Below are 15,766 nucleotides of genomic sequence, written 5' to 3'. Positions count from 1 at the left end.
GCGACCCTGAGTGTGCGGCCGGTATACACAAGCCCGGCAGCGCCGATTCTCCCGGCCCGAGAACCGCCACCAGGGTATAGGCGATCCGGCGTCGTAGCCGACTCATGGTATCGGATCGACAGATCTCCCGACGGCTGACGTACCGACGCGGTGGTGACCGACAGTGACTCGGCGAGGGTTCTTCGCTGCACTGCTGGCTGCCGGCGTCGCCCTCGCCGGTCTCGTGGGTGTCGTCGCCCGACGCCGGCGTGACCGCGAGATCACCGCACTCAGAAACGACCTCCGGCGAGGTGCGGAGGTCGACGCCGACAGTGAGACCGAGGCAGACGAGGACGGTGACACGGCGACCGACGTCGGGGCCGAACTCGCCGACCTCCCGCCGCCGGTGGCGCGCTACCTCTCCCGGGTCCTCCCCGAGAACCGGTCGCAGGTGCGGTTCGTCGACCTCACCCAGACCGGGGAGTTCCGGACCGGTGACGCCGACTCCCCGTGGCGACCCTTCTCGGCGACACAGCAGGTCACGACCGACCCGCCGGGGTTCGTCTGGGAGGCGTCGATCGAGATGGCACCGTTCGTCTCGGCCCGTGTCGTCGACTCGTTCGTCGCGGGCGAGGGGTCGCTGACGGCGACGGTGTTCTCTGCGATCACCGTCGCCGACGCCGAGTCGAGTCCCGAGTTGGACGAAGGGGAACTGCTCCGCTACCTCGGCGAGAGTCCGTGGTACCCGCCGGCCCTCCTGCCGAGTGCCGGCGTCTCGTGGGACGCGATCGACGACCGGTCGGCACGCGCCACGCTCTCGGTCGGCGAGACGACCGCCTCGCTGGTCGTCCACTTCGGCGAGGACGACCTCGTGACGCACGTGAGCGGCGAGCGTCCCGCCCAGCAGGACGACGGGCGCTACGAGCGCACGCCGTGGTCGGGCCACTGGTGGGCCTACGAGGAACGCGGTGGGATGCTAGTGCCGACCGCCGGCCGGGCGGAGTGGAACCGGCCGACCGGCGACCTCGCGTACTGGCGGGGGCGCTTGGAGACGGTCGAGTACGAGTGAGTGTGCGACCGGCGACGGCCTCTCGGCGTCTGACGTCCCACCGATCCGGACTGCGTGGACGACGGGCGTCTGACGTCCGTCGGACCAGAGGAGGCGGCGGCACGGTCGTCGCCTGTCGCCGTGGCCCTGACGGTTGCGGCTGGTCCGGGCGAGGAGACGCCGGGCCGACCGGCGACCGACCCCCCGGGAAGCGGCGCAGTCTCCCGATTCTCTGACAGATATGTGCGAACCCGCACACGAGTCGTGCACACAACGGGGAGAGCCGGGAGCCGCAGAACCCGGCGGAGAGATATTTTCTTGCTTCGATCTGCTCATATTTCGTCTGACGATAGTATCACTCACGGTATTTCTTGTATTCAGGGGTCGGAGTTCGATTTCCTGCACAGACGTTATGTACGTAGAACATGATGGATATCGTATGCACACGGGCAAAGTCGCACGACAGTCGGCGAGTGGGGACGTGACCTCGGCGGTAGCCAGCGCACTGGCAGCACACGAGAACGTCGCAACCGACGAACTCACGCCGCCACTGTACGACGTGATCGACCCGGAAGCACTGGAAGACCTGTTCAGAAACACCAGTGGTCAGGTCACCTTCGAGTACCGCGACTACGAGGTGACGGTGGACGACCAGTACACCGTCGAAGTCCACGAAGCGCGGTGAGCGCCCTGGGACAGGTCACCCGTCCGGTGACTGCTCGCGCGTCTCGGTGACGGCGTCGACCGCCTCCTGCACGCCCAGCCAGTTGCCGACAGTACCGGTCTCGTCCGGCAAGGGGACGAGCGACAGCCGATTCCGAAAGCGAGTACCGTCTTTCCGGTAGTTCCACAACTCGACCGTCACCGGTTCCCAGATGTCCACCGCCTCCCGGAGGTCTGCGACCGCGTCGGCGTCGGTGTCCGGCCCCTGGAGGAGTCGGGGATTCTCGCCGCGCAGGTCCGCGAGCGAGTAGCCCGTGATCGCGCGCATCGTCCGCGTCGCGTAGACGATCGGCGTGTCGCGGAAGGCCGGGCCGCAGATCGTGAGTCCGAGTGGGGCGTGGTCGAGGAGGTAACACCGCCAGACGAGATCACGTGTTCGAAGCGAGAGCGACCCGTAGTCGTCGAGTTCGGGTGGGCCGTCGAATCGCTCGCTCTCGGGGCCGGCCGCGAGTGCGTCACGCCGCGCCGTGTCCGCCCGGTCGGTGTCGGTCAGCACCGAGTCCACGCGGGCGCGGAACGTCGGCCGGTCGGCGCGGAACAGATCGATCAGGTCGCGTCGAGGCTCCATCGTCGCTGGTCGATTGTTCGCCCGAGCAGGGTTACGTCTACCGAATTCGGACCCGAGGGCTGCCGGTCGTGGTGCCGGTACCACCGACCATCCGACCGCGTTTTGTCTGTCCCTACGAGTCGACCGGACGACGTTAACGGGTGATTGTTCAGGAGGCTGGACCGCGATTCGCGACTCGTCACGTGTTGGTGTCACGTGACCACGCTGACGAACTTCCGTCCGGCGTGCCGTGGAACGATACCGGTCCAGACGGACTGAGTGTGGTTCCGTTCGCAACGGGGACACCGGGTGGTCGCCGACAGTGTCGCCCGACCCCGAGTCCTCGTTTTCGTCGAACTCTCGAGGCCGCGCGCCGCGAGCCCACGCGCTTAAGTACCGGATCGGTCTCTGTCACAATCATGAGTGAACCGACCGACGTCCCCGGACGCGATCCCGAGCGGCTGGTGTCGTTTCTCAGCGACCGACTCGGCGACGACTTCCGGAGTCTCGTCGAGTACCACCCGGACGAACAGGTCGTTCACTACGTCGCCGACGACATCGACCGGTCGGTCGCGGTCGACCGACTGGACCGCATCCGGAATCTCTACGAGGGCGAGCGACTCGCGTGTCGCCCGACGTCCGACGACCCCTCCTTCGGTCCGCTGTTCGCCTCGACGCACGTCTTCGGGGGCGCCCTCGTCGTCCACCTGCTCGACGAGGCTGGAACGGCCATCGGCTTCTCGATGGACCACGGCGTCGGAGGCCGACTCTCGCAGTTCGTCGAGGAGTGTCTCGCAGTACTGTACGACTCCCATCCCTGGACGAACTGAGTCGCCCGACGAGCGACGACCACAGGAGGGCCGTCACAACCGATCGCATCACGTGGGCGGCGTGACATCGGCGAGGCTGTCGTCGAACGCGTCTCCGGGTGCTGTTCAGGCCCGACTCCTCGCCGAGCGACGGCCCTGTCGACACGAGTGAGGGTATCGTCGGGGCCGCTGTGAGCCGTGTTCCGGACGCACGTCTCGTTTCTCGCCGGAGAACCGCCGGCCCGGTATATTCGCGGTCCTGTCGGAGAATTAATCAGTTGTTAGGGTCGGCCACTCACCCTCGTCCGTCGACACGTTGCATGAGGGCCGCTGAAACTGCATAAATCGGGGTTTACAGAGACTTATCGTTCGGTTTCGTAATAGTTTGTTGTGTATACTAATTACCGCTAACACGTGAGAAGTGTCACAGAGACAAGCCATGACACTGAGACGCATACATCGATACGGACGGACGATCGTCGTGCTCGCGGTCGTGTTGCTGTTGGTGTTGTCACCGATGGTCGGCACGGTGGCCTTCACCGACACTGCGTCGGCCGCCCCCGGCGACGTGCTCTACCGCGCGAACGCGGGAGGGAGCATCGACGGAACGACGTGGGACTCGTCGCTCCAGAGCTATCTGGTCTCGGGGGGTGACAACACCGCAGGCCACGGTCAGCCGAACGCGATCGACAGTTCGGTCCCGGACGGAACGTCCACCCAGATCTGGGAGACAGAACGATGGGACGACGGTGAGGCCGGCGACGGAGACGAGATGCAGTACGAGTTCGACGTCCCGTCTGGCCAGCAGGTGGAAGTGAGACTGTACTTCTACGACGGGTGTACGTGTACCAGCAACGTCGGCGACCGGGTCTTCGACGTCTCGGTCGAGGGGCAGGAACTCAACGACTTCGACATCATCGAGACGTACGGCGACCAGACCGGCGCGATGGAGTCGTTCACCGTGACGAGCGACGGGACGGTCGACGTCGACTTCACGCACGTCACGGAGAACCCGCAGATCAACGCCATCGAGATCGTCTCCGCCGAACCACAGCCGGACACACTCGGCGGCCCCGGAACGGTCGACTTCGGGTCGGTCGTGACCGGCAACAGCGGGACGGAGACAGTCACGGTGACGAACCTCGGCGCGTCGGGCGACCCGAGTATCGACATCACGGACGTGTCCGTCACCGGCACGGACGCGGGCGACTTCTCGACGGGAGCGGCGTCGCAGACGACCCTCGCGCCCGGCGAGTCCGCCGACATCCCGGTGACGTTCACGCCCTCGAGCGTCGATCCGAAGAGCGCGACGCTGGAGGTGACACACAGCGGGAGCAACTCGCCGCTGTCGATCGCTCTCTCCGGTGAAGGCGTGAGCGACGTCCCGGTCGGGTTCGGCAGCAGCCAACTCGACCTCTCGGGCGTCAGCGTGAGTAGCATCAACAACCCGACCTCGCTGCAGTTCGGTCCCGACGGGCGACTGTACGTCTCCCAGCAGGACGGGACGATCTACGCCTTCGAGGTCGAGCGGACCGCCGAGAACGACTACGCTGCGACGTCCGCAGAGACGATCACCACGATCAAGAACGACATCCCGAACCACAACGACGACGGCGACTACAACTCACAACAGATCCGACAGGTGACCGGGATCACGGTCACCGGGACGGCGAGCCAGCCGGTTCTGTACGTGTCGTCGAGTGACTGGCGGATCGCGACGGGCAACACCGATCCGCCGTCCGAGAGTCTCGACACGAACTCGGGTGTCATCTCCAAGTTGACGGAGACGGACTCGGGGTGGGACCACACGATGCTGGTGCGCGGGCTCCCGCGCTCGGAGGAGAACCACGCGCCGAACGGGCTGGCACTCGACGAGCAGAACGGCGTCCTGTACCTCGCGGAGGGTGGCCACACGAACATGGGGACGCCCTCGAACTTCTTCTCGAACATCCCCGAGTACGCCTACTCGGGTGCGATCCTCTCGATCGACCTGTCCGAGATCGAGTCGATGTCCGAGAAGGACGCGGCCAACACCGACGTCCCGTACAAGTACGACCTGCCGACGCTTGCGCCCGGTCAGACGTCGACCGACGGGCCGTTCGGCGGCCTCGACGGCGACAACATGGCCGTGCTCGAACAGGACAGTCCGGTGCAGGTGTACGCGCCCGGCTTCCGGAACCCGTACGACGTCCACCTGACCGAGGACGGGCAGCTCTACAGCGTGGACAACGGCCCGAACGGCGGCCTCGGCGGCCCACCGACGGCGACGTGTGAAGTCGCCAGCCAGGACAGCGGGACGACCTACAGCGACAACCTCCACTACATCTCCGGGGAGGGGTACTACGCGGGTCACCCGAACCCGGTCCGGGGGAACCCTGACTACATCCCGGGTGCGGTCTACGACGGCTACGACGGCACGGGCGAGTGTGACTACCTCGTGCCCGGACAGGAGGACGGCGCGCTCGCGACCTTCGGCGCGTCGACGAACGGCCTGACCGAGTACACCGCGTCGAACTTCGGCGGGGCGATGCAGGGTGACCTGCTGACCTCCAGTTTCGACGGGAACATCTACCGCATCGAACTCAACGCCCAGGGCGACGACGTCAGCGAGAGTCCGACCCCGCTCCTGTCCAGCGGCGGCACGCTCGACGTGACCACCCAGGGCGACGACGACCCGTTCCCCGGGACGGTCTGGTCCGCCGAGCGGACGGACAACGCGATCCAGGTGTTCGAACCCGCCGACTACGACGGTGGCGGGGACACGCAGTGTGACCTGAGCGACCCCACGGCTGACGCCGACGGCGACGGCTACACCAACGGCGACGAGCAGGCGGTCGGCACGGATCCGTGTTCCGCCGCGTCGGTTCCGGACGACTACGACGACGACGGCAACCCGGACGAGTTGGACGACGACGACGACAACGACGGACTCTCCGACAGCGAGGACCCGTTCGCGCTCGACCCGGACAACGGGCAGACTACGGAACTGCCCGTGACCCTGGACTTCAGCTCGACCGACACGTTCGACAACACGATCCCGGCGACGTCGGGTGGGACGGACGGACTCGGCTTCACCGGCCTGATGAGTAACGGACAGGACCCCTACTCTGATCTCTACAACCCGGACAACGTCTTCGCGGGCGGACAGGCGAACCTCCTGAGCGTCGACGAGGTCCCGCAGGGTGACGCCTATCAGGATCAGAACGACCAGCAGTACGCGTTCCAGTTCGGCGCGGACACGAGCGACGTCTCCCAGCCGTTCACTGTCCACACGACCGTCGCCGGGTTCCCCGGGGACCCCGAGTCGGCCCAGTCCGCCGGGATGTTCGTCGGGACGGGCGATCAGGACAACTACCTCAAGTTCGTCGTCTCGGCCGCCGGGGGGAGCGGCGGCGTCCAGTTGGCGACCGAGAACGGTGGAACGTTCACCGACGTCGCGACGGTGAGTGATTCGAGCGTCACCGGCTCGAACACGGCGACCGACCTCTACCTCACGGTCGACCCGACGACCGACCCGGCGCCCGACAACGGCGTCGACGAGTACGCGGTCACGGCCACGTACACCGTCGACGGCGGCACGGAGCAGACAGTCGGGACGGCGGCGGCACCGGCCGCCTGGTTCACCGACAGCGACCAGGGTCTCGCGATCGGTGTCATCAGCACGTCCAACTTCGCGTCCTCGACGTTCTCCGCGACGTGGGACCAGCTCTCGGTGCAGTACGCCGAGGGGAGCGTCGTCGCCGACGCCGGCGACGACCAGACGGTCGACGAAGGGGCGACGGTGACACTCGACGCCTCGGGCTCGTCCGGCGACTCGCTGACCTACTCGTGGACGCAGACGGGCGGTCCGGACGTCACGCTGAGTGACGCCTCGGCCGCACAGCCGACGTTCACCGCGCCCGACGTGGACAGCGAGACGACGCTCACCTTCGAGGTCAGTGTCTCCGACGGGAGCGCGACCGACACCGACACGGTGAGCGTCACCGTGCAGGACACCACGCCTGCGGACGGCGAGGTGGTGTACCGCGTGAACGCCGGCGGGCAGGAGGTCGCGGCGACCGACGACGGCCCCGCCTGGAGCGCCGACACCGAGGCTAGCCCGTCGCAGTACGTGAACGCAGACGGCGACAACGGCCTCTCTACCTACTCGACGACCGACACCGTCACGCTCGACAGTTCGGTGCCGTCGAGCACGCCCGCGTCGGTGTTCCAGACCGAGCGGTTCGATGCGGACACCGACGGGTCGACTGCGGACGACACCGAGATGCAGTGGACGTTCTCCGATCAGATCCAGAGCGGGCAGACCTACGAGGTCCGGCTCTACTTCGCGGAGATCTTCCTGGACTCCTCGAACGTCGACGCCCAAGGACCGCGCACGTTCGACGTGGTCGTCGAGGGCGAGACGAAGCTGAACGACTACAACATCTACGATCAGTACGGTCACGACGTCGGCGTCGTGGAGTCGTACGAGGTGACGCCCTCGGACGGCTCGATCGACGTCGAGTTCCTGCACGAGCAGGAGAACCCGAAGATCTCGGCGATCGAGGTCGTGGCTGTCGACGGCACGACCGGCGATCTGACGGTCGCGGAGGCGATCGCGGACAACAACGCCCCCGAGGACCAGATCGATCTGCAGGAGATCCAGACCGCGATCGACTACTGGAGTAGCGGGAGCGAGGTGCCCGACACCGGCGGCGAGACGATCAGCCTCACCGAGATCCAGAGCCTGATCGACATCTGGTCGACCGGCGCGACGGTCGGTGACGGCGGCGGCAACACCGCCCCGACAGTCCAGTCGATCGCGGATCAGACGGTGACCGAAGGGGAGTCGGCGACGGTCGGCGTGAGCGCCTCCGACGCGGACGGCGACGCGCTGACGCTGTCGAAGACGAGCGGTCCCGCGTTCGTCACGCTGACGGACGACGGCGACGGCACCGGCAGCCTCGACGTCGCTCCGCAGTCGGGTGATGCAGGGACGTACACGGTCGAGGTGACCGCAGACGACGGGACGGACGCGACCACCGAGTCGTTCCAGCTCACCGTCGAGGCGGCGACCGGCGGCACCGTGGTCGCAGCGGTCAACGCCGGCGGCTCCGACTACACCGCCAGCGACGGGACGACCTACGTCGCCGACTCGAACTTCGACGGTTCGTTCGGTAACTCGCAGGGCACCACGGAGACGACCCTGGAGATCGCAGACACGGACGACGATCCCCTCTACCAGACCGAACGGTACGGCGATCCGCTGACGTACAGCGTTCCCGTCGAGGACGGGACCTACGAAGTGACGCTGAAGTTCGCCGAGATCTACCACACCTCGGAGACGGATGGGAGCGGCGACGACGACGGCGGCGGCGACGGCGAGGTCGGCGACCGCGTGTTCGACGTCTCGATCGAGGGACAACAGGTCCTGACGGACTACGACATCTACGCCGAGGCTGGCGGCCTGACGGCGGTCGACGAGACGGTCACGGTCGAGGTGACCGACGGCACGCTGAACATCGACATGCCCGCCTCCCAGGACTTCGCGAAGCTCAGCGCGTTCAAGATCGTCGAGGCGAGCGACGGTGGCCCGGCCGGCGCGACGAGTGCCGACGTGACGGTCAACTCGGGGAGCAGTAACATCGACGCGAGCACGTTCAACAGTGGCTCCTTCGAGGTGACGAACACCGGTGACGAGCCCATCTCGTCGGTCACCATCGACCTGAGTGAGAGCCTCATCCCCGACGCGGTGTTCGACCCGCAGGGGACCGCCGGTGACTCCGGCGCGAAAGGACTGGAGATCGACAGCGAGTCGGGTGACGGCGCCGGCGTGGTCTCGACGGCCGACGCAGACGTGTTCAGCCAGCCGCAGAACGGCCAGAACGGCGACGACGGCTACAAGGCGCTGACGGTCGAGTTCGACGACTTCGACCCCGGCGAGACGGTCGCGTTCTCGGTCGACATCGACCCGACGACGATCAAGGGCGTCGAGACGACCGGCGGCGAGGGATCGGTCTCGGGGCTGGAACTCTCGGGGTCGGCCGTGACCGTCCAGTCGTCGAGCGCGACGGTCTCGAACGACCTGTTCACGGACGGGAGCGCTGGCGGTTCACAGTCGAGCGTCACCAGTGACGCACCCGCCGCGCCGACGCTGGGCGTCGACGGCGTCACGCTCCAGTCGACCGACTTCCCGAACCACGGCGCCGCGACGGTCTCCAGTGCGAGTCAGACGCTCACGCTGAGCGGGCCTGCCGACGCGACGGTCGAAGTGCTGACCGTCGAGGCGAGCGCGCCGCCGTCTGACGGCTACGACGTGGACGCCTTCGAGGCGGACAACGCCGAGGCGGTGAACACGCAGACGGTCACACTCGACTCGAACGGCGAGGCCACGGTCGACGTGAGTCTCAGCGAGTCGAACCTGAACTACGTCCAGGCGGCCGTGCAGGACGGTTCGGGCGCGACCGGCGCGGTCTCACAGACGGTCGTCCTCGAAGTCGAGACAGACACGAACACGGCACCGTCGATCGACGCGCTGTCCGACCAGACGGTCGTGACCGGCGAGAACGTCGTCGTGCCGGTGAGCGCCTCCGACCCCGACGGCGACACCGTGTCGCTGTCGCTGAGCCAGTCGCCGGCCTTCGTGACACTCGACAGCGGCGAGATCAGTATCGACCCCGGTTCGGGTGACGCGGGCACGTACACGGTCGAAGTGACGGCCGACGACGGCGCCGCGACCAGCACCGAGAGCTTCCAACTGACGGTCGACACCGCGACGGCGACCACCGACGGCACGGTACTCGCCCGCGTGAACGTGGGCGAGAGCACGACGCTGTCTGCCACCGACGGCGGTCCCGACTGGACCGGCATCGCGGGGACGAGCACCGACGGTCCGCTCGTCTCGGTCACCGGAGAGAGCACCGGGAACTACGACGGCGGCGACGACGTGACGGCCGGCAGTGCGGTCCCGTCGAGTACGCCGCCCGGGGTCTACGACGCCGAACGGTACGGCGGGATGACCTGGGAGTTCGACGTCTCCTCGGGTGCCGAAGTGGAGGTTCGGCTCTACCTCGGCAGCCAGTGTCCGTGTACGAACACCGAGGGTACCCGTCAGTACAACGTCGACGTCGAGGGCCAGCAGGTCCTGACCGAGTACGACCCGGTCCAGGACGTCGGCCACGCCACGGGGACGGTGAAGGCGTTCACCGTCACCGAGAACGGCGACGGGACGGTCACGATTACCTTCACGCCGGGTGCGATCGAGAACCCGCAGGTCAACGCGATCGAGATCGTCGAAACGTCGAGCGGGGGGTCGAGCTAACATGCGATCTCACCCGGATACGATCGACACTGCCGCCCGTTTCGGCGGCCTGCAGTCGATCGCACCCACCGCTGATGACGGCCCGACCCGGTCCCCGTCGGGGGACGCCGGTCGGTCGACGACCTGCCCGAGGACGGTGTGGGCGACGCGGACTGGCGACGTGACCGCCCGTAACGGCGGGAGTAGCGACGACACGGCAACCACGGCTGCTCCGGCGCGGTCGGAGCAATGTACCATCGATCAATGACAGAAAACAACAGTACCAACAGTAGACGGCTCCTGGCATCGCTCGTCGCGGTGCTCATGGTTACCTCGGTCCTCGGACCGGTCGGGGTAGCCAGCGCACAGACCCAAGCGGTATCGTTCACACAGACAGTGCAGAGCGGTGACACGACAGTCGCACCCGGCGAGACGTTCACCGTCGAGGCGACGGTCAACGCCGCCGACGACGTCAACGGCCCGGCGATCGACGTCGACCTCCCGTCAGGGTGGACAGTGACGAGTCAGGAGAGCCCTGACGGTGTGACGTACAAACCATCCGAGACTCAGTGGGTCTCGCTGGGTGGGAGTTACACGATCACCTACACGGTCCAGGTGCCGAGTGACGCAGCCGGTGGCGACTACACCGTCGCCGGCGAGGGGTCGGGGATCGACAGCGAAAGCACGCGCGTCACCGACACCGACGACCTGACGATCACCGTCGAGGCACAGAACACTGCGCCGACGGCCGACGCCGGTGCCGATCAGACGGTGCAGGCCGGCGACACGGTGACGCTCGACGCCACCGGTTCGAGTGACGCCGACGGCTCGATCGCGAGTTACTCGTGGACGCAGACCGGCGGCACGTCGGTCAGTCTCTCGGACGCCTCGGCCGCACAGCCGACGTTCACCGCACCGGACCTGACGAGCGAGGAGACGCTCACCTTCGAGGTCCAGGTGACCGACGACGACGGCGCGACCGCGACCGACTCGGTCAGCGTGACCGTCCAGCCCACCTCGACCGGTGCGAAGAGCGCCGAGGTGGCGATCACTCCCAACAGCGGCCTCGAGGCGAGCACCTACGGTGGCGGGTCCTTCCAGGTGACGAACACCGGCGACCAGAACATCGAGTCGGTGACGATCGACCTGAGCACGACGACCCTGCCCGACATGGTGTTCGACCCAGACGGGACGGCCGGCGACCAGGCCGCGAAGGGTCTGACCATCGACAGCCAGTCTGGTGACGGCGTCGGCGTCGTCTCCACGGCCGACGGCGACGTGTTCAGCCAACCGCACAACGGGCAGGACGGCTCCGACGGCTACGACGTGCTCACGATCGAGTTCACCGACTTCGACCCCGGCGAGACGGTCGCCTTCTCGGCGGACAACGACCCGACGAGTATCAAGGGCGCGACGGTCTCGTCGCAGGAGGCCGGCCCGGTCTCCGGCCTCGAACTCGCGCGAGCGACGGTCGACGTCGGCTACGCCGACGGCACGACCCAGACGACGCAGGCGATCGGCGACGGGAGCCAGGGCGGTGCCCAGGCCGTCGCCGACAGTGACGTCCCGGCCGCGCCGAGCATCGGTGCGGAGGGCGTCTCGCTGGACGGGACCGCGCTCGACGGCTACCACGGCGCCGCGACGGTGACGGAGGCGGCCCAGACGATCACCGTCTCCGGGCCCGCGAACGCGGACGTGACGCTCGTGCGGGTCGAGGGCGAACTCGAACTGAGCAACGTCCCCGACTACGACGGGACGCCCGGCTACGAGATCGAGGACTTCGAGGCCAACAAGGCCGAGAACGTCGAGTACTACTCGGCGACGCTCGACTCGAACGGCGAGGCGACGATCCCGGTCACGCTGACCGACTCGACCGACGTCGGCGGTCTTAACTACTTCGTGGCCGCCGTGGAGGACGGCGACGGTGCGGGACTGTCGTCGAACGTGGTCGTCCTCGAACTCGATCCCGACGCGGGGAACAGTGCGCCGACGGTCGACAGCATCACCGATCAGGGCGTCACCGAGGGCGAGTCGCTCTCGGTCGACGTGCCCGCCTCTGACGCCGACGGCGACGACCTGACCTACTCGGCCTCCGGGCCGAGTTTCGTCATGGCCAACGCGGACGGCACGCTGACGATCGCGCCCGGTGCCGACGCCGTCGGGACCTACACCGTGACCGTCACCGCAGACGACGGCCAGGCCACCGCGAGCGAGGAGTTCGCGGTGTACGTCGACGAACCCGACCAGGACGGCGAGGTCGTGTTCGCGGCCAACGCCGGCGGCTCGTCGTACACTGCCGCCGACGGCACGACCTACCAGGCCGGTGCCGACGCGACCGCTCTCGCGAGCGGCTCCACGTACTCGGTCAGTCAGTCGATCGCGAACACCGAGGACGACACGCTGTACCAGACCGAACGGTACGGTGGCTCGGACGGGAACGTGGCGCCGAACCTCGCGCTCGACGTCGAGGACGGCACCTACGAGGTGACCCTCAAGTTCGCGGAGATCTACCAGGGGGTCTCCGGGAGCGACTCACCCGACTCCACGACGCCGCCGGTCGACGGGACGAACGAGAACGACCGGCTGTTCACCGTGACCGTCGAGGGCGAGGAGGTGCTCACGGAGTACGACATCTTCTCCGAGGTCGGCCCGCTGACGGCCACCGACAAGACCTACACGGTCGAGGTGACCGACGGCACGCTCAACGTCGACTTCGCGGCGATCAACGACAACGCGAAGCTCTCGGCCGTGAAGGTCGAGCAGATCGACACCGCCGACGACGGTCCCGGGGTCATCGGCGACTTCGAGAACGCCCCGACGGACCCGGACGGTGACGGCCTCTACGAGGACGTCAACGGCGACGGCGACGTCAACGTCGGCGACGCACAGGCGATCTTCGCCAACGCGGACGATCCGGTCGTCGTGAACAACGTCGACGCGTTCGACTACAACGGCGACGGTGACGTGAACGTCGGCGACGCACAGGCGCTGTTCGCCAACGGCGTCGAGGCTGGCGACAGCGACGGGACGGAGGCCTGATCAGCCACCGCTCTCCCCGCCGGTCCACGCGACTCTCTGGAGGGACAGTCCCCCACTCGGACCGGACCACCCCACTACCCGACCGACACACGCACGACACGACACCGACCGACGCACGACGACGGAACACAGATGAACTCAACCACACCATCCAACCGGAAGGCGCTGACCCTGCTGCTGGTGACCGTGGTCGCCCTCTCGGCGACCGTCGGCTTCGCCGGCTTCGCCGGGGCAGCGACGACGACAGACCTGACAGTATCGGTCACCGACGACGACAACACGATCGAACCCGGTGAGACGACGACCGTCGAGATCGCAGTAGCGAGCGCCGACGGCGGCGTCGGTGCCGCCGAACTCGGGGTGACGAGTAGCGATCCGGGAGTCGCGGCGATCACCGACGTGACCGTCTTGAACGAACCCGGCAGCACGGACAACGACGTCGCTGGCGGCGGCGGGTCGGCGGACGTGAAGTACGCGTTCGCGGACAGCCCGGACACCGGGAGCGTCACCGTTCTCGAGGTGACACTCCAGGCCGCGTCGGCCGGGACGACGGATATCGAGATCGTCGAGAACGCCCAGACCGGCAACCTCGTCGTCTTCGACGAGAACGGTGCCGGCTACACGCTCGACAGTGTCGGGAGCGCGACGCTGACGGTGAACACCCAGCCGGTGGCGGTCGCGGACGCCGATCCCGAGACGGTCACCGAAGGCGAGACGGTGACGCTCGACGCCTCCGCGTCGAACGACCCGGACCAGGGCGACTCGCTGAGTTATCAGTGGAGTCAGACCGGCGGCCCGGACGTCACGCTGAGTGACGCCACGGCCGTCCAGCCGACGTTCACCGCGCCGGACGTGGACAGCGAGACGACGCTCGAGTTCGCGCTGACGGTCACCGACTCGTTCGGCGAGACGGCGATACAGTCGACCAGCGTCACGGTCCAGCCGCCCGAAGCGAAGGAGACGACGGTCAGTCTCAAGCCCGGCGAGCAGACCGCCACAGTCGGGGCCGAGCGGACATACGACGTCGTCGTCGACAGCGCGGCCGGCGGCGTCGGCGCCGCCGATATCGCCGTCTCTGTCGACGACAGTTCCATCGCGACGATCACCGACGTGACCGTCCTGAATGGGGCGAACTCGGAGGACGTCACGATCGCTGACTCGACTGCCGAGTTCGAGTACTTCGGTGCGGACACGGCTCAGACCGGGCCCGTCACCGTCGCGACCGTGACCGTCGAGGGTGCCGGCGAGGGCACCGCCGGCCTCTCTATCGGTGCGGCAGACGGCAACGAGGACGTGCTCGTCTTCGACGAGCAAGGTGTCCCCTACGAGGTGACCGGTACGACCGGCGCGAGCCTGGAGGTCCAGCCCGTGCAGTTCGTCGTGGACGGCACGAGCGCTCCGGCGAAGGCGGCCGTCGGGAGTACCACCACCGTCACGGCGACGATCAGCAGTGACGGGGCGGTCGAGAGCACCCAGACGGTCGACCTGCAGTTCGACCTCGACGACGACGGCACCGCCGAGACGGTCGACAGTCAGCAGGTGACCGTGGCCGCGAACGGCCAGACGCAGGTGACCTTCGAGGTCGACGTCCCGGCGGACGCCGCCTTCGGCGAGCGGGGGTACACGGTCGAGACCGCCTCCGACAGTGCCGGCGGTACCGTCGAGGTGACCCCGCCGGCGGTCAACGACGCGCAGGACCTGCCCGGCGACCCGGACGGTGACGGCCTCTACGAGGACGTCAACGGCGACGGGAACCTGAACACCGGCGACGCGCAGTCGCTGTTCAGCAACCGGGACGCCGACGCGGTCACGACGAACGTCGACGCGTTCGACTTCAACGGCGACGGGAGCGTCGACGTCGGCGACGCACAGGCACTGTTCACCGAACTCACAGGGGCCGCATAACTACCTCCCCGACTCAGTATTTCGTCTCTTACGGACACTCACAACGACAACATGAAAGATACCAACACGAAACGACCATCGATCACAGCACGAGCGGGACGGCTGACCGTCCTCCTCGTCGCCGCCCTCGTCGTGGCCTCGAGCGCCACGGCGGGCGTCGCCCTCGCGGCCGGCGGGACCACCGTCAGCCTCGACCCGGCGACGGACAGTATCGACGTCGGCCAGCAGACGACGTTCACCGTCGTCGTCGACGACGCACAGGGCGGCGTCGGCGCGGCCGAGATCGGCCTCGCGGTCGGCGATAGCAGTGTCGCACAGATCACCGACGTGACCGTCCTCGGCTCCGGCAGTGAGGAGGTCGTGATCGCGGACGACGGCTCCTCGGCGGACGCCGAGTACGCCTTCCGCGACACCGCCGACACCGGGAGCGTCCCGGT

Annotated in this window: 7 protein-coding genes and 1 pseudogene; 7 read left to right on the top strand and 1 reads right to left on the bottom strand. The window is 67.5% G+C overall.

The annotated features are described in order from the left end of the window. Positions 1 to 163 precede the first annotated feature (163 nt). Both LI337_RS16035 and LI337_RS16030 read left to right on the top strand, forming a co-directional pair. Positions 164 to 1,048 (top strand): DUF6920 family protein, encoded by an 885-nt coding sequence (locus LI337_RS16035; protein ID WP_227230919.1) that lies wholly within the window; start codon positions 164 to 166, stop codon positions 1,046 to 1,048. Between the two features lie 418 nt (positions 1,049 to 1,466). After that, positions 1,467 to 1,712 (top strand): HalOD1 output domain-containing protein, encoded by a 246-nt coding sequence (locus tag LI337_RS16030; protein ID WP_227230918.1) that lies wholly within the window; start codon positions 1,467 to 1,469, stop codon positions 1,710 to 1,712. A gap of 15 nt (positions 1,713 to 1,727) precedes the next feature. Here the strand turns inward: LI337_RS16030 and LI337_RS16025 are convergent, their stop codons facing one another. Then, complete coding sequence (locus tag LI337_RS16025; protein ID WP_227230917.1) at positions 1,728 to 2,318, bottom strand: PAS domain-containing protein; 591 nt, start codon at positions 2,316 to 2,318, stop codon at positions 1,728 to 1,730. 398 nt (positions 2,319 to 2,716) lie between these two features. Between LI337_RS16025 and LI337_RS16020 the strand changes: the two genes are divergently transcribed. The 5 genes and pseudogenes from LI337_RS16020 to LI337_RS16000 all read left to right on the top strand — a co-directional run. After that, positions 2,717 to 3,127, top strand: coding sequence for a DUF7522 family protein (locus LI337_RS16020; RefSeq protein WP_227230916.1), 411 nt, complete (start codon positions 2,717 to 2,719; stop codon positions 3,125 to 3,127). Between the two features lie 418 nt (positions 3,128 to 3,545). Further along, a complete protein-coding gene (locus LI337_RS16015) occupies positions 3,546 to 10,406 on the top strand; it encodes a malectin domain-containing carbohydrate-binding protein (RefSeq protein WP_227230915.1) in 6,861 nt (2,286 codons plus the stop codon). A gap of 375 nt (positions 10,407 to 10,781) precedes the next feature. Beyond that, positions 10,782 to 13,424, top strand: coding sequence for a malectin domain-containing carbohydrate-binding protein (locus tag LI337_RS16010; RefSeq protein ID WP_227230914.1), 2,643 nt, complete (start codon positions 10,782 to 10,784; stop codon positions 13,422 to 13,424). 132 nt (positions 13,425 to 13,556) lie between these two features. Then, positions 13,557 to 15,329: a PKD domain-containing protein gene (locus tag LI337_RS16005; protein WP_227230913.1), complete on the top strand. Its 1,773-nt coding sequence runs from the start codon at positions 13,557 to 13,559 to the stop codon at positions 15,327 to 15,329. A 51-nt stretch (positions 15,330 to 15,380) separates the two neighbouring features. After that, positions 15,381 to 15,766: pseudogene (locus tag LI337_RS16000) on the top strand (hypothetical protein); the annotation flags it as partial.

It is taken from the genome of Salinirubrum litoreum, assembly GCF_020567425.1.
Taxonomy (GTDB): domain Archaea; phylum Halobacteriota; class Halobacteria; order Halobacteriales; family Haloferacaceae; genus Salinirubrum; species Salinirubrum litoreum.
The sequence above is the reverse complement of the archived record's forward strand: the minus strand, read 5'-3'. Positions and strand labels throughout refer to the sequence as shown.